General features: G+C 38.9%; 14 protein-coding genes, 1 tRNA gene, 2 rRNA genes, 1 other RNA gene and 1 other annotated feature (2 of these 19 running past the window's edge). Of the genes, 4 read left to right on the top strand and 14 right to left on the bottom strand.

Annotated features, from left to right (window positions below):
- The 5 genes from recR to tadA all read right to left on the bottom strand — a co-directional run.
- On the bottom strand, positions 1 to 330 hold the 5' portion of the coding sequence (gene recR, locus NSQ69_RS00135; RefSeq protein WP_002009629.1) for a recombination protein RecR. The gene continues 267 nt to the left of window position 1, outside the view; 330 of the gene's 597 nt are visible here — the first part of the coding sequence; its start codon is at positions 328 to 330; its stop codon lies off the left edge, out of view.
- 14 nt (positions 331 to 344) lie between these two features.
- The gene (locus tag NSQ69_RS00130) at positions 345 to 671 is read right to left on the bottom strand and encodes a YbaB/EbfC family nucleoid-associated protein (RefSeq protein WP_170935248.1); all 327 of its coding nucleotides are present in this window, start codon (positions 669 to 671) and stop codon (positions 345 to 347) included.
- A 25-nt stretch (positions 672 to 696) separates the two neighbouring features.
- Positions 697 to 2,385 carry a DNA polymerase III subunit gamma/tau gene (gene dnaX, locus NSQ69_RS00125; protein ID WP_002130739.1) on the bottom strand — a complete coding sequence of 563 codons (1,689 nt, stop codon included), beginning with the start codon at positions 2,383 to 2,385 and terminating at the stop codon, positions 697 to 699.
- 132 nt (positions 2,386 to 2,517) lie between these two features.
- An RNA gene (gene ffs, locus NSQ69_RS00120) (signal recognition particle sRNA large type) lies at positions 2,518 to 2,782 on the bottom strand.
- Positions 2,783 to 2,860: 78 nt separating this feature from the next.
- Positions 2,861 to 3,355: a tRNA adenosine(34) deaminase TadA gene (gene tadA / locus NSQ69_RS00115; protein ID WP_002029304.1), complete on the bottom strand. Its 495-nt coding sequence runs from the start codon at positions 3,353 to 3,355 to the stop codon at positions 2,861 to 2,863.
- Between the two features lie 106 nt (positions 3,356 to 3,461).
- On the opposite strand from tadA, the gene NSQ69_RS00110 reads away from it, so the two are divergent.
- From NSQ69_RS00110 to NSQ69_RS00100, 3 genes are all read left to right on the top strand, one after another.
- Positions 3,462 to 4,001: an isochorismatase family cysteine hydrolase gene (locus tag NSQ69_RS00110; protein ID WP_002130738.1), complete on the top strand. Its 540-nt coding sequence runs from the start codon at positions 3,462 to 3,464 to the stop codon at positions 3,999 to 4,001.
- A gap of 123 nt (positions 4,002 to 4,124) precedes the next feature.
- The gene (locus NSQ69_RS00105) at positions 4,125 to 4,760 is read left to right on the top strand and encodes a deoxynucleoside kinase (protein WP_002170085.1); all 636 of its coding nucleotides are present in this window, start codon (positions 4,125 to 4,127) and stop codon (positions 4,758 to 4,760) included.
- 2 nt (positions 4,761 to 4,762) lie between these two features.
- Positions 4,763 to 5,431: a deoxynucleoside kinase gene (locus NSQ69_RS00100; RefSeq protein ID WP_002009620.1), complete on the top strand. Its 669-nt coding sequence runs from the start codon at positions 4,763 to 4,765 to the stop codon at positions 5,429 to 5,431.
- Positions 5,432 to 5,466: 35 nt separating this feature from the next.
- Here NSQ69_RS00100 and NSQ69_RS00095 read toward each other — a convergent pair whose 3' ends face one another.
- The 7 genes from NSQ69_RS00095 to guaB all read right to left on the bottom strand — a co-directional run bounded on the left by NSQ69_RS00095 (position 5,467) and on the right by guaB (position 12,421).
- Positions 5,467 to 5,862, bottom strand: coding sequence for a DUF3797 domain-containing protein (locus tag NSQ69_RS00095; protein ID WP_002029297.1), 396 nt, complete (start codon positions 5,860 to 5,862; stop codon positions 5,467 to 5,469).
- A 166-nt stretch (positions 5,863 to 6,028) separates the two neighbouring features.
- A tRNA-Ser gene (locus tag NSQ69_RS00090) sits at positions 6,029 to 6,121 on the bottom strand.
- A gap of 154 nt (positions 6,122 to 6,275) precedes the next feature.
- Positions 6,276 to 7,550: a serine--tRNA ligase gene (gene serS / locus NSQ69_RS00085; RefSeq protein ID WP_002009617.1), complete on the bottom strand. Its 1,275-nt coding sequence runs from the start codon at positions 7,548 to 7,550 to the stop codon at positions 6,276 to 6,278.
- 51 nt (positions 7,551 to 7,601) lie between these two features.
- Positions 7,602 to 7,822, bottom strand: a binding site (T-box leader).
- A 54-nt stretch (positions 7,823 to 7,876) separates the two neighbouring features.
- A complete protein-coding gene (gene pdxT, locus NSQ69_RS00080; RefSeq protein ID WP_201057124.1) occupies positions 7,877 to 8,467 on the bottom strand; it encodes a pyridoxal 5'-phosphate synthase glutaminase subunit PdxT in 591 nt (196 codons plus the stop codon).
- Between the two features lie 18 nt (positions 8,468 to 8,485).
- Positions 8,486 to 9,373, bottom strand: a complete 888-nt coding sequence (gene pdxS / locus NSQ69_RS00075) for a pyridoxal 5'-phosphate synthase lyase subunit PdxS (protein ID WP_002009615.1) — start codon at positions 9,371 to 9,373, stop codon at positions 8,486 to 8,488.
- 160 nt (positions 9,374 to 9,533) lie between these two features.
- Entirely contained in the window at positions 9,534 to 10,844 is a 1,311-nt protein-coding gene (locus NSQ69_RS00070; protein WP_341099852.1) for a D-alanyl-D-alanine carboxypeptidase family protein, read from the bottom strand.
- 113 nt (positions 10,845 to 10,957) lie between these two features.
- Positions 10,958 to 12,421, bottom strand: coding sequence for an IMP dehydrogenase (guaB, locus tag NSQ69_RS00065; protein ID WP_002107266.1), 1,464 nt, complete (start codon positions 12,419 to 12,421; stop codon positions 10,958 to 10,960).
- Between the two features lie 115 nt (positions 12,422 to 12,536).
- Here guaB and NSQ69_RS00060 point away from each other — a divergent pair, with 115 nt between their 5' ends.
- On the top strand, positions 12,537 to 13,538 hold the full coding sequence (locus tag NSQ69_RS00060; protein ID WP_002130734.1) for a YaaC family protein: 1,002 nt from the start codon (positions 12,537 to 12,539) through the stop codon (positions 13,536 to 13,538).
- 36 nt (positions 13,539 to 13,574) lie between these two features.
- On the opposite strand, the gene rrf is transcribed toward NSQ69_RS00060, so the two are convergent.
- A 5S ribosomal RNA gene (rrf, locus tag NSQ69_RS00055) occupies positions 13,575 to 13,690 on the bottom strand.
- Between the two features lie 49 nt (positions 13,691 to 13,739).
- A 23S ribosomal RNA gene (locus NSQ69_RS00050) occupies positions 13,740 to 15,000 on the bottom strand; it runs 1,661 nt beyond the window's last position.

The raw sequence follows: 15,000 nt of genomic DNA, 5'->3' as shown, positions 1-15,000 counted from the left end.
GGCACCACGCAAAACATGATATACACCCTGATATTCTTTCATTTTTTCCATCGCAATTACATCTTTCGGCTCTTGTACTACACAAACAACCGATTGATCCCTATGCGAATCGTCACAAATATAACAAGGATCGCGGTCAGTGATATGTCCGCACACAGAACAATACGCTAAATCTCGCTTTGCATTCACAAGTGCTTTCGCAAAACCTAGTACATCATCCTCTTTCATATCTAACACGAAGAATGCCAATCGAACCGCTGTTTTCGGTCCGATTCCTGGCAACTTCATAAAACTATCGATTAATTTTGATATCGGTTCTGGATAATGCATATATCAATATCCTCCTAGAACATTCCACCTGGTAAGTTCATGCCTTTTGTAAATTTGCCCATTGTAGAGTTTGAAAGTTCATCAACCTTTTTAAGTGCATCATTCGTTGCAGCTAATACTAAGTCTTGTAACATTTCGATATCTTCTGGATCTACAACTTCTTCTTTAATTTTCACTTCAAGAACTTGCTTATGACCATTTGCAATAACAGTAACCATTCCGCCGCCAGCTGTACCTTCAACTGTTTTTTCGCCAAGCTCTTCTTGCGCCTTCGCCATGTCTTTTTGCATCTTTTGCATTTGTTTCATCATATTATTCATATTTCCCATTCCGCCACGCATCATAATTAATTCCTCCTCATTATTATTACTCTTTTATTTCAATAAGTTCTTGCCCTACTAATTTTACAGCCTCTTCTATAAGAGGATCTTCTTTTTGTTCTGGGCTTTCTTCAGAATCCCCGCCTTCGCGTTGTAAAAAGTCTTCACGAATTTTACCCCATTCACTTTTTGGGATAGCAATCATATTTAACCTTTTACTTAACAATTCAAAAAGAGTTTGTTCCAATGTATCCATCGCTTCTCGATTTTCACTAGCCATTTTACAATGAATCTCATATTGAAATGCTAACACATAGGTATCATCCGAAGCCGCAACTGGTTCACTATTTTCTAATAAAACAGCAAATGCTACTTTGTTATGTGACTTGAGCCTTCCTAATAATTCGCCCCATACAGCTTTTAACTGTTCTAAATCTTGACGCTTCGCTTGCTTTAACACTTCATTCACACGTCCAACAGGAATTTTCATACTCCCTGTTCGTACCGGTTTTGGTGTTGCCCGCGTCTCTCTTACTTCCTGCTGCACACCAGCTGGCACGCCATTCTTTTTAACTTGCTCTAACTCTTTCTCCAACTGCTGCATCCTATTCATAATCGCTTGTAAACGATCTACGCCGTTTGCTTGCATCATAAACTGCTGACACAGTTGCACCATAACAACTTCCAAGAATATTCTTGGATGGTTTGTCCACTTCATCTCCTGTTGTCCCTTACTAAGGGTATGAATAATTTCATAGATTACTTCCGGTTGCATTTCTTCACTTAACGTACGGAATTGATCATCTACAATTACCCGTTCCAACATATGTTCTAATTGTGGTGAAGTTTGATATAAAAGCATATCACGATAGTAGTAAATGAAATCCTCCATAAAGCGAACTGGATCTTTCCCTTTACTCATCATCTCATCTATAATACGTAACGCTCTTGATACATCATTTTCACGTATACATTCTACCAGGTCACCCAAATATCGCTGAGATACAGATCCTGTTACAGCTAAAACATCTTCACTCGTCACCGTTTCATCACTATAAGAAATAGCTTGATCGATAAGACTGAGCGCATCACGCATACCACCTTCGGCGGCACGCGCTACGATTTGTAACGCTTCATCTTCTACTTGCGTACCTTCATTTGTCACGACCGTCGATAATCTCTCAACGATATCATTTACTGATATCTTTCGAAACTCAAAACGCTGACAACGCGAAATAATTGTAGCTGGAATTTTATGCGGTTCTGTTGTCGCCAGAATAAAAATAACATGTCCTGGCGGCTCTTCTAAAGTTTTCAAAAGCGCATTAAAGGCACCCATAGAAAGCATGTGAACTTCATCAATAATGTATACTTTATATCCTACAGCACTTGGAGCATATTTTACTTTATCTCTTATATCTCGAATTTCATCTACACCGTTATTTGAAGCCGCATCAATTTCTAATACATCTGAAATAGACCCTTGTGTAATTCCTAAACAAGAAGGACATTCATTACAAGGTTCAGCTACCGGGGCGTGTTCACAGTTAATTGCCTTTGCAAATACTTTTGCAATTGTCGTTTTCCCTGTTCCCCTCGGACCCGAAAACAAATAAGCATGTGAAGCTTTCTCTTGAAGAAGGGCATTTTGCAACGTTTTTGTCACGTGCTTTTGACCGACTACATCTTCGAATTTTTGCGGTCTCCATGTTCGGTATAACGCTTGGTATGACACGAAAATACGGCCTCCCTCAAAGGTTATTATCTTATTTATTATAACCCATTCTGTTTATAGATTCCAAAAGTTATTTTCCATACAAAAAACTCACCTTTATATAAAGGTGAGTTTTGTATACATATATAACTGCCGTGCACCTTCTGTCGATTACGTACCATAAGCGTTACTCAAGCAGTTAGCTCGGTTCAGGCACTCCTGCGGCACACGAGAAAACCCGCTTATTGCTGCTTCCTTCCGGACCTGACAAGGTTCACGGGGTCCCGTTGCGCAGGACCCAAACGTCAACACCACTTACTTAAGGCAGACCTTACAGCAACATAACCTCGAGAAGGGATTCAGCCTCGCTAGAGCGGATTGCGAGTATAGGGCACCGCTACCTCCCCGCTTAGCACGGCAAAGTTAAAACCAATATTCGGTTGCCTTGGATAAGGCATTATCAGTATAACTTGTTTTTTTACAAAATGCAAATACGTTAGTTACCATTACTTTTCTCTAGTTTTTTCACTTCTTTTCTTTTCTTACGAAGCTCTCTAAAAAAAATCGTTAACAATGTACCACATTCTTCTTCAAGTACACCAGGCACTACTTCACACTGATGATTAAAACGCTCATCAGTTAAAAGATTCATCAACGTACCTGCACATCCACCTTTCGGATCGCTCGCACCATATACAACCCGTTTTATACGCGATAAAACAATTCCCCCTGCACACATTGGGCAAGGTTCTAATGTTACATATAACGTTGCATCTTCTAAACGCCATGTCCCCAATTTTTTGCAAGCTTCATCAATAGCTAAGAGTTCGGCGTGAGCTATTGATCTCTGTTCAGTTTCTCTTAAGTTATGTGCGACACTAATCACTTCACCATCTAGCACAATTACAGCACCAATTGGTACCTCTTGTATCGCCTCCGCCTTCTTCGCTTCCTCTATTGCTAACTGCATAAAATATATATCTCGCTCCATAATATAGTCCTTTCACCAAAAATAAAATACACTTTTTCATTTCTTGCAGGTGGGATAACTTTTACAAATTCAATCCAACCTAAAGAAGAAAGAGAGGGAATTACATATGAAAAATACCGCCTTACTCATTATCGATATGATTAATGATTTTCAATTCTCCCACGGACCCATCCTGGCACAGAAATGTGAAATTATAAAGAACCCCATTTTACAATTAAAGGACACCATGAAATCGTTGGGCTATCCAATAATTTATGTCAATGATCACTATCAACTTTGGAGATCTGATATTGATCAACTTATCACCCATTGTACAAATGAGTATAGTAAAAATATTATCGAGGCCATTGCTCCGCATACTGACGATTACATTTTTATTAAACCACATTACTCTGCTTTTTATGAAACACCTTTGAATTCTTTATTAGGTTATTTAAAAATCGAAAATCTCATTTTAACAGGAATTGCCGGGAACATATGCATCCTTTTTACAGCTAATGATGCCCATATGAGAAATTATACACTTTATGTACCACGGGATTGCATCGCTTCTAATAACGAGCAAGATAATGAACATGCTTTAAAAATAATGGAAGCCACATTAAAGGCAAATATTGTACCGTCATCCCAAATAAAATTTAATTAATACATATCTATTTTCTAACTTTTTATATCAAATTAGTCCGCTCGCTCCCCTCTTGTGCTACAATAATTCTGTTTTGTGTTTTTAGTAGTCACGGTAAATCACTGATTGAAAGGAGGAAACAGCGTGACCGGAGTACCATTTATCACGGTTGAAGGACCAATTGGTGTTGGAAAAACTTCACTTGCGAAGGAACTTTCAACTCACATGCAACTCCACTTACTAAAAGAGATTGTTGATGAAAATCCTTTTTTAGGAAAATTCTACGAAGACATCGACGAATGGAGTTTTCAAACAGAGATGTTCTTTCTTTGTAATAGATACAAACAACTAGAGGATATTAACATAAAGTATTTGAATCAAAGAAAGCCTGTAGTAGCAGATTATCATATATTTAAAAATTTAATTTTTGCATCCCGTACATTAAAAGATTCTCAATATGACAAGTACATGCAAATTTATCGCATTCTTACGCAAGATATGCCTGTACCAAATGTCATCGTTTATTTAACAGCGAGCCTAGAAACATTACAAAAACGAATTGCCATGCGCGGAAGAGAATTCGAAAAAAATATGGATCCAAATTACTTGCTACAGCTTACAAAAGATTACGAAACAGCAATGGATGCTTTCAAAAAGGACCATCCAGATATTCCAGTATTGAAATTTAATGGAGACGATATGGATTTTGTAAGAAATCATGATGATTTAAATGTCATCTTATCAGCTCTTCAAAATACTCTCTTGAAGGAGTCGAAATAACAATGAATTTAAGGCAAAAATATGATATACCAAATGATGCAGTTATCACTATTGCTGGAACAGTAGGTGTCGGTAAATCAACTATGACAACTGCATTGGCTAACGCTTTAGGTTATCGTACATCTTTTGAAAAAGTAGATTCCAACCCATATTTGGACAAGTTCTATGCTGATTTCACACGCTGGAGCTTTCACTTACAAGTGTACTTTTTAGCAGAACGATTTAAAGAACAAAAAAGAATTTTCGAATATGGTGGCGGTTTTGTTCAAGACCGTTCTATCTATGAGGACACTGGTATTTTCGCAAAAATGCATTACGAAAAGGGTACAATGACTGAAACTGATTATGAGACATACAAAGGGTTATTTGATGCTATGGTCATGACTCCTTACTTCCCTCATCCAGACTTATTAATTTACCTAGAAGGTTCTTTTGATGATATTGTCGATCGTATTCAAGAACGAGGACGTCCCATGGAGCAGCAAACACCAATTGAATATTGGAAAGAGATGCATGGACGTTACGATAACTGGATTAATAACTTTAATTCATGCCCTGTTTTACGATTAAACATTAATGAATACGATATTTTAAAAGATGGCGATTCAATCGAACCAATCATTAAAAAAATTGGACATTTTTTAAAACAAACACGTAAACTTGTAAAATAAAAAACCCGTGCATATGCACGGGTTTTCCTATGAAATTACTTTTTCTTTTTTGTCGGAGCAATAATTTCACTCTCTGGCTTTCCAGCATTAATACGCTGACGAACAGTACTCGTACTAATATCATATGTTTCAGCAATCTCTTTAACAGTCAATTCTTTCCCATTAATTACTGCTGTTAGTAATTTCCCTGTACGTTTTGGAGTTACTTCTTTTTGCACAGCTGGTTTTTCAGCTTCTTTTGGTACCTCTACTTTTTTTGCAACCTGTTTTACATCACAAGTGCAACCACAAAGTTTACGGAATGTATCATCACTTATAATGCGCGACACATTTGCACCACTGTTTAAAATTCTATTGTTCTTACAGACAGGACATTGTACATAATATAAAGTTTTTCCATCTAAAGGAAACGTTTGTATAATAAGATCCATGTTAACTCCTTTCATATCTATGAAGATAATCATCGGAATATGAGTGTGTAATAAGGACACTATATCCTTACATCATACTTTATGATTGGTTTTAAAATAAAAACTCGTTACGTGTTGGTAACGAGTTCTCCAATCTCCACTTATATGCGCTGTTGTCAATTATATCTGGAGGAGGTAGAGGGATTCGAACCCCCGCGCGACTCTCGCCGCCTGTCGGTTTTCAAGACCGATCCCTTCAGCCAGACTTGGGTATACCTCCATATTGACATCAAATATAATATCAAAAGAAAAACAGTTAGTCAACCCTACTATAATAAATTATGAGGAAAGGGGAATTTTACTTCCCCTCTCCTTTATGACACTGCTGACAACGTCCATAATTACCAATCACTCATACCGATGAATGTTTTAACTTATTTAATAACTGTTTTTCCTCCCATATAAGGGCGAAGAACTTCTGGAATTATAATTGTACCATCTTCTTGTTGGTAGTTCTCTAAAATAGCTGCCACTGTACGTCCAATTGCAAGACCAGATCCATTTAGTGTATGAACATGTTCCGGTTTACCATTTGGCTCACGACGGAAACGGATATTCGCGCGTCTCGCTTGGAATGCCTCAAAATTACTACAAGAAGAAATTTCACGATATGTACCATAGCTTGGAATCCATACTTCAATATCGTATTTCTTCGCTGCTGTAAATCCTAAATCTCCTGTACACATGCTCATAACGCGATATGGCAACTCTAATAATTGTAACACGCGCTCTGCATCATTTGTTAATTTTTCTAACTCTTCGTAAGAATCTTCTGGTTTCACGAACTTCACAAGTTCAACTTTATTAAATTGATGTTGGCGAATTAAACCACGTGTATCACGACCAGCTGAACCTGCTTCAGAACGGAAGCATGAGCTAAACGCAGCATATCGTATCGGCAATTGCTCTTTACTCACAATCTCATCACGATGCATATTCGTTACAGGTACTTCAGCTGTTGGGATTAGGAAATAATCTTCACTTTCAATACGGAATGCATCTTCTTCAAACTTCGGAAGTTGTCCTGTTCCTGTCATACTTGCACGGTTTACCATATAAGGAGGCAATACTTCCTCATATCCATGCTCATCAGTATGAAGGTCAAGCATAAAGCTAATCAAAGCACGTTCTAATCTTGCACCAGCACCTTTGTAAAATACAAATCGGCTTCCTGTTACTTTCCCAGCACGTTCAAAATCTAAAATCCCTAAATCAGTAGCAAGGTCCCAATGTGGTTTTGGCTCATAAGTAAATTCTTTCACTTCTCCCCAAGTACGTGCTACTACGTTATCATCCTCTGTTTCACCTATTGGAGCAGATTCATGAGGGATATTTGGGATAGATAGCATTAATCTTTCTAAATCTTCTTCAACTGTACGAAGCTCATTATCAAGATCTTTTACTTTTTCCCCAACTTCACGCATTTCTAGAATTAGAGCTTCCGCATCTTTCTTTTCACGCTTTAATACTGAAATTTGTTGAGATACTTCGTTACGTTTACTTTTTAATTCTTCTGTTTGAACAAGTAGCTCTCTTCTTCTCGTATCAAGTTCTTCAAAGCGACCAAAATCCGTTAAATCTTCGCCTCTATGCTGTAATTTTGCTTTTACTTCTTCAAAATTCGTACGTAAAAATTTAATATCAAGCATTATATACTCCTCCTTTTATTTTATAAAACACAAAAAACTCCCGTCCCTATACAAAGGGACGGGAGTTAACCCGCGTTGCCACCCTAGTTGAAAGCATTACCGCTTTCCTCTCAAGTAGAAATAACGGCTCTTCACCGGGAATGTTTACTAATCAAAAGATATTCCACATTCCATTCCAGGATGGATTCACAAACTGTTTCTATCGATTTCCACCAACCATCGACTCTCTATAAGAAACAACATTTGTTACTACTTCCTATCAACACGCTTATTTTATAAAATTGTTATCATCAATTTACTATAATCTTATACAAGTTGCAAGTTACTTATACAACTTTTTTCATTTTCGCTTCTTTTACCATTTCTACAAAGTATGCTGTTACACGATGATCATCCGTTAATTCCGGATGGAAAGAAGCAGCTAAAAACGGCCCTTGCCTTACCGCTACCATTCGCTCGCCATGCATAGAAAGTACTTCAACATCATCAGCTACATTTACAACATACGGAGCACGGATAAATACACCAACAAAGTCTTCTCCCACACCTTTCATTGAAAGTGCAGCTTCAAAACTATCTTTTTGGCGTCCGAACGCATTGCGCTCAACCGTAATATCCATAACACCAATATGTGCTTCTTCATAGCCAATAAGTGTTTTCGCAAGAAGAATCATTCCTGCACATGTACCAAACATTGGTTTACCAGACTTCGCAAATGTACGAAGAGGCTCCATGAAAGCATACTTATCAATAAGACGGCGCATTGTTGTACTTTCACCGCCTGGTAAAATAAGACCATCAATCTCTTCAAGTTGCTCTACACGCTTTACAACAACAGCTTCTGCACCACTTGCCTCAACTGATTTTACATGCTCACGAACTGCACCTTGAAGACCTAGTACACCGATTTTCACCATTTTAAAGATCTCCTTTAATTACCATCCACGCTCTTGCATGCGTTGTTCTGGTAATAACGTTGAAATTTCGATACCTTTCATTGCATTACCTAATCCTTTAGAAAGGCTTGCAATTAGTTCGTAATCTTCATAATGAGTCGTTGCTTCAACGATTGCACGTGCAAATTTCTCTGGGTTCTCTGATTTGAAGATACCAGATCCAACAAATACACCATCAGCACCAAGTTGCATCATTAACGCTGCATCTGCTGGTGTTGCTACACCACCTGCTGCAAAGTTTACAACTGGCAGGCGACCAAGGCGTTTAATTTCAAGTAGTACTTCATAAGGAGCACCAGTATTTTTTGCATATGTCATTAACTCATCTTCACGTAGACTTGCAACTTGACGGATTTCTGCATTGACTTGGCGCATATGACGCACTGCCTCTACAATGTTTCCTGTTCCAGGTTCACCTTTTGTACGAAGCATAGCTGCACCTTCTGCAATACGACGTGCAGCTTCTCCGATATCGCGGCAACCACATACAAACGGAACTGTGTAATCACGTTTATTTAAATGGTATACTTCATCAGCAGGAGTCAATACTTCACTCTCATCGATATAGTCTACCCCTAATGATTCTAATACACGTGCTTCTACAAGGTGACCGATACGACATTTTGCCATAACCGGAATTGATACAGCACCCATAACTTCTTCAACAATTGTTGGATCTGCCATACGAGAAACGCCACCTGCTGCACGAATATCTGCAGGTACACGCTCTAATGCCATAACAGCAACTGCACCTGCCTCTTCTGCAATCCTTGCTTGCTCGGCGTTAACTACGTCCATAATAACGCCGCCTTTTTGCATTTCTGCCATTCCACGTTTTACACGTTCTGTCCCTGTTACATTTGTCATGTACAAAAACCCCCCTAGGTGAATTGCTTTCCCCCGTTAAAGAAGAAAATTAAGAATACTCTTACATTCTACCACTAACTATCTGATGCTTGTCCACTACTTTTTCATAAAGTCGGTATGAAAAATAGGAATAAGAAAAAGCTCCTACAATGAGGAGCTTTTAAAACCAACCTTTTACTGTATCAACAGCACTATTCCACATACCACTAAAGAAAGAACCAATTCCGCGCATAGAACGTGTGAACCAGCCTGCCTCTTCTACTTCAGATTTTGTTATAAGGTCTACTTGTAATGATTTTCCTGATAAAAATCCAGGAGCATTACTATCTTTAGACGTTACAACCATTTGGCCAAGTGTAACTCCCTTTTTCATAGGTGCCTCTTGTCCCTTATTTCCTTCTTTAAATTCTGTTTTATAAACGTCTTTACTTCCCTTTGGCACCGGAAGTGAAACAGCTTGCTTCGTTTGAACTGCTACATCTTTATCTTTCGCATTTTCAACTCTTACTGTTTCTTTTCCTTTAACCGAAGAACCTTTTTCATACATTTTCTTCATTTCAAAGTTAGCAAAGCCATAATCATATAATTTCTTTGTCTCATCAAATCTTGCCGTGTGAGATTTTGTTTTAATAACTACAGAAATGAAACGCATACCATTTCTTTCAATCGTACCAGTGAAACAATCTCCTGCTTCTGGAGTTGATCCTGTTTTCAGACCATCTACGCCTTCGTATTCCTTAATTAACCCTTTTAACATCCAGTTCCAGTTAGGCATTTCGATCCGATCCGGAGTACCTTCACGGAATACTTTTTTTGAAATTTTTGCTATGTCTAATGTTTTAGGGAAATCTTGAATAAGACGTTGTGCTAAAATTGCTACATCTCTCGCAGACATTTTATTTTCTTCATCTGGAGTTGTCCCTTCAGGATGGTGTCCTTTTAAATCTTTGTTCGTTAAGCCCGTAGAATTTACAAACTTATAATTTTTTAATCCTAACTCTTTCGATTTATCATTCATCATTTTTACAAAGTCTACTTCTTTTCCAGCAACTGCTTCAGCTAACGCTATCGTTGCACCATTAGCAGAATAAATTGCCATTGCTTCGTATAGCTCTTTTACTGTATAAGATTCACCATTTCGTAGAGGCACGTTCGATAATGAACGATCTTGCGAAATGTTATAAGCATATTCGGAAACCTTAACTTTTTGATCCCATTTTAGTTTCCCTTTCGCAATAGCCTCGTTCACTAGGTATTCACTCATCATTTTTGTCATACTAGCAATTGATAATAACTCATCTGCATTTTTTTGATATAAAATCTTCCCAGAATTCGCTTCTACTAAAATTGCCGCACCTGCTTCAATGTTTAAAGCGGCTCCTGTTTCTGCTGATGCATTGCTATATGGTACAAGCATGCTACAAGCTATTGTAAGCACTGTTACCAACGCAATGAATCTTTTGCAAAACATACCTTTCACTTTTGCTACCCCCAATATCTATGTACTCACATAACCGTTATTCTAACATAATCAAAAAAAAATAGACAGAGATATCAAATCTCTGTCTATTTGTATATAAGACATTATAATGAGTAGTTTGGAGCCTCTTTTGTAATCTGTACGTGATGAGGATGGCTTTCACGTAAACCTGCACCTGACATACGAATGAACTGTGCATTCTCACGTAAGAATTCTAAATTCTGCGCTCCGCAATATCCCATACCTGCACGTAATCCACCAACTAATTGATGAACTGTATCTGCTAAAGGTCCTTTATATGGTACGCGTCCTTCAATACCTTCAGGAACAAGTTTTTTGTTTCCTTCTTGGAAGTAACGATCTTTACTTCCTTTTTCCATCGCTCCAACAGAACCCATACCACGATATACTTTAAATTGGCGACCTTGGTAAATTTCAGTTTCTCCAGGGCTTTCAGCAACGCCAGCAAACATACTACCTAGCATAACAACGTGTGCTCCTGCTGCTAAAGCTTTAACCATATCACCAGAGTACTTAACACCGCCATCAGCAATAACTGGAATACCGTGTTTACGAGCTTCTGTTGCACAATCATAAACTGCTGTTAATTGTGGTACACCAACACCAGCTACAACACGCGTTGTACAAATAGAACCTGGTCCAATACCAACTTTAACTACGTTTGCACCAGCCTCAATTAATGCTTTCGTTGCTTCAGCTGTAGCAACATTTCCAGCGATAATATTTAGTGCTGGATATTTCGCACGAACTTCTTTTACCTTTTCAATAACACCTTTAGAATGCCCATGAGCTGTATCAAGTACAATTGCATCTACGCTAGCTTTTACTAATGCATCGATACGAAGCATAGCATCAGCCGTTACACCAACAGCTGCTCCAACTAATAAGCGTCCTTGCTTATCTTTAGCAGAGTTTGGGAATTCAATTACTTTTTCAATATCTTTTATTGTAATAAGCCCTTGTAATACACCGTTATTATCAACAAGAGGGAGCTTTTCAATTTTATACTTTTGTAGGATCTTTTCAGCTTCTTCCAGTGTAGTACCAACTGGAGCTGTAATTAACTGTTCTTTTGTCATTACGTCAGAAATTTTGATTGAGTAGTCTTGGATGAAACGCATATCACGGTTTGTAATAATACCAACTAATTTTCGCTCATCTAAATTATTTACAACTGGTACACCTGAGATACGATATTTTCCCATAAGATGTTCTGCATCATATACTTGATGTTCTGGAGTTAAGAAGAAAGGATCTGAAATAACGCCGCTTTCAGAGCGCTTTACTTTATCAACTTGCTCTGCCTGTTGTTCAATAGACATATTCTTATGAATAATTCCTAAACCGCCTTGGCGAGCCATTGCAATAGCCATGTCAGCTTCTGTTACTGTATCCATTCCTGCACTAATTAACGGGATGTTTAACTGTAAGCTTTCAGATAAAACTGTTTTAACACTTACTTCTCTTGGTAATATATCTGACCTCGCTGGTACAAGTAATACATCATCAAAAGTCAAACCTTCTTTAACAAATTTAGATTCCCACATAATTGTTCCCCCCATGATACCAGAAATTATTATTAGTAGCTTATCAATTGGTTAAAATACTGTCAAGGACGTATATATATGTTAGAATTTTTAGACAATAAAAGGAGCGTAATATATGCATCAAACACATTGTACTTGGCAGCAATTAAGTTTCTTCTTTTCATCTCAAAATGTACAACGTTATCTTGCCCGTTGTTATGAAAAATCCTCGATTCAGGATGCCGAAAAAAAAAGTTTTGAAAATTGTTATCCATTTATTTATTACTTAGAACACGGTAAAAATTATTATGAATTATATAAAACAGCACCATTTTCCATTCAGCCAATGCTGTTATTTTATGGAATGGGGCAACTTTTTAAAGCTTGTTTATTAACTATTAATCCAAACTATCCAGAATCAACAACCGTTTTAGCACATGGAGTGACAACCCGTAAACGAAAAAAACAAGGATATCAATTTTTAGAAGATGAGGTGAAAATACAGAAAAACGGACTATTTACTCACGCTGCAGAACAACTGTTTCACATGAAACACTTGGAAACAGAAAAGTTTAATATGTTAGAGCTAATGGGAAAAATCCCTGAGTTACAACATTTATTTCGCTATAGTCAAAAAGGAACAACATTATATAAAATCGATTCAACAAATAAAAATGAGCTCTCCTTTTCAGTCAACATACTAGATCGACTACATATGACTAAAGAGAGATTTTCTCGTTACATCGAAACAGCTTGTAAGCATTTATCAATACAACACGTACCTGAGAAAAATAATGAATTAAATGTGTTTTTTTCAGCACCTATTCAATCATGGAATCCTATGTATAGCACACCTTTATACTACGAGTATCTTGCTGACACTTATTATTTACCACTTACGAACGACCCTAGAAACTCTAAGCCAGTGTTGCCTGAGCTCCTTGTTCATTATTTATTGCTCTATAATTTAAGCATGATTTCGAGGTATGAAACAGATTGGTGGTATGACTTACTTGGAAGCTATGGATCTGAAGATTATCCATTTATTTATCAGTTTCTCAATATTTCTGCTCAAAAAATCCCTTACTATATTTCAGCATTTTTATTAACGGAATCCAACCTATTTCATGGGAAATAAAAAAAACACAAGTCAAAAGACTTGTGTTTTTATCTTGCTTGGCGACGTCCTACTCTCACAGGGACAAGGTCCCAACTACCATCGGCGCTAGAGAGCTTAACTTCCGTGTTCGGTATGGGAACGGGTGTGACCTCTCTGCCATCATCACCAAACTATGAAGGTATATTCCTTCAAAACTAGATAACATTTGCTTCATATTATATGGTTAAGTCCTCGATCTATTAGTATTCGTCAGCTCCACATGTCACCATGCTTCCACCTCGAACCTATCAACCTGATCATCTTTCAGGGATCTTACTAGCTTACGCTATGGGAAATCTCATCTTGAGGGGGGCTTCATGCTTAGATGCTTTCAGCACTTATCCCTTCCGCACATAGCTACCCAGCTATGCCCTTGGCAGAACAACTGGTACACCAGCGGTGCGTCCATCCCGGTCCTCTCGTACTAAGGACAGCTCCTCTCAAATTTCCTGCGCCCACGACGGATAGGGACCGAACTGTCTCACGACGTTCTGAACCCAGCTCGCGTACCGCTTTAATGGGCGAACAGCCCAACCCTTGGGACCGACTACAGCCCCAGGATGCGATGAGCCGACATCGAGGTGCCAAACCTCCCCGTCGATGTGGACTCTTGGGGGAGATAAGCCTGTTATCCCCGGGGTAGCTTTTATCCGTTGAGCGATGGCCCTTCCATGCGGAACCACCGGATCACTAAGCCCGACTTTCGTCCCTGCTCGACTTGTAGGTCTCGCAGTCAAGCTCCCTTATGCCTTTGCACTCTACGAATGATTTCCAACCATTCTGAGGGAACCTTTGGGCGCCTCCGTTACACTTTAGGAGGCGACCGCCCCAGTCAAACTGCCCACCTGACACTGTCTCCCGGGTCGATGAGACCCGTAGGTTAGAATTTCAATACAGTCAGGGCGGTATCCCACCAGCGCCTCCACCGAAGCTAGCGCTCCGGTTTCAATGGCTCCCGCCTATCCTGTACAAACTGTACCAAAATTCAATATCAGGCTACAGTAAAGCTCCACGGGGTCTTTCCGTCCTGTCGCGGGTAACCTGCATCTTCACAGGTACTATAATTTCACCGAGTCTCTGGTTGAGACAGTGCCCAAATCGTTACACCTTTCGTGCGGGTCGGAACTTACCCGACAAGGAATTTCGCTACCTTAGGACCGTTATAGTTACGGCCGCCGTTTACTGGGGCTTCAGTTCAGAGCTTCGCTTACGCTAACCCCTCTCCTTAACCTTCCAGCACCGGGCAGGTGTCAGCCCCTATACTTCGCCTTACGGCTTCGCAGAGACCTGTGTTTTTGCTAAACAGTCGCTTGGGCCTATTCACTGCGGCTTTCCGTTAAGAAAGCACCCCTTCTCCCGAAGTTACGGGGTCATTTTGCCGAGTTCCTTAACCAGAGTTCTCTCGCACACCTTAGGATTCTCTCCTCGCCTACCTGTGTCG

The sequence above is a fragment of the Bacillus sp. FSL R10-2201 genome (assembly GCF_038008665.1).
Taxonomy (GTDB): Bacteria; Bacillota; Bacilli; order Bacillales; family Bacillaceae_G; genus Bacillus_A; species Bacillus_A mycoides.
The sequence above is the reverse complement of the archived record's forward strand: the minus strand, read 5'-3'. Positions and strand labels throughout refer to the sequence as shown.

Bases quoted from the DNA above. Each gene is read 5' to 3' on its own strand.
- NSQ69_RS00130 (WP_170935248.1), bottom strand. From the start codon at position 671: ATGCGTGGCGGAATGGGAAATATGAATAATATGATGAAACAAATGCAA.
- tadA (WP_002029304.1), bottom strand. From the start codon at position 3,355: ATGGAGCGAGATATATATTTTATGCAGTTAGCAATAGAGGAAGCGAAG.
- NSQ69_RS00110 (WP_002130738.1), top strand. From the start codon at position 3,462: ATGAAAAATACCGCCTTACTCATTATCGATATGATTAATGATTTTCAA.
- NSQ69_RS00100 (WP_002009620.1), top strand. From the start codon at position 4,763: ATGAATTTAAGGCAAAAATATGATATACCAAATGATGCAGTTATCACT.
- NSQ69_RS00095 (WP_002029297.1), bottom strand. From the start codon at position 5,862: ATGGATCTTATTATACAAACGTTTCCTTTAGATGGAAAAACTTTATAT.
- serS (WP_002009617.1), bottom strand. From the start codon at position 7,550: ATGCTTGATATTAAATTTTTACGTACGAATTTTGAAGAAGTAAAAGCA.
- pdxT (WP_201057124.1), bottom strand. From the start codon at position 8,467: ATGGTGAAAATCGGTGTACTAGGTCTTCAAGGTGCAGTTCGTGAGCAT.
- pdxS (WP_002009615.1), bottom strand. From the start codon at position 9,373: ATGACAAATGTAACAGGGACAGAACGTGTAAAACGTGGAATGGCAGAA.
- NSQ69_RS00070 (WP_341099852.1), bottom strand. From the start codon at position 10,844: ATGTTTTGCAAAAGATTCATTGCGTTGGTAACAGTGCTTACAATAGCT.
- guaB (WP_002107266.1), bottom strand. From the start codon at position 12,421: ATGTGGGAATCTAAATTTGTTAAAGAAGGTTTGACTTTTGATGATGTA.
- NSQ69_RS00060 (WP_002130734.1), top strand. From the start codon at position 12,537: ATGCATCAAACACATTGTACTTGGCAGCAATTAAGTTTCTTCTTTTCA.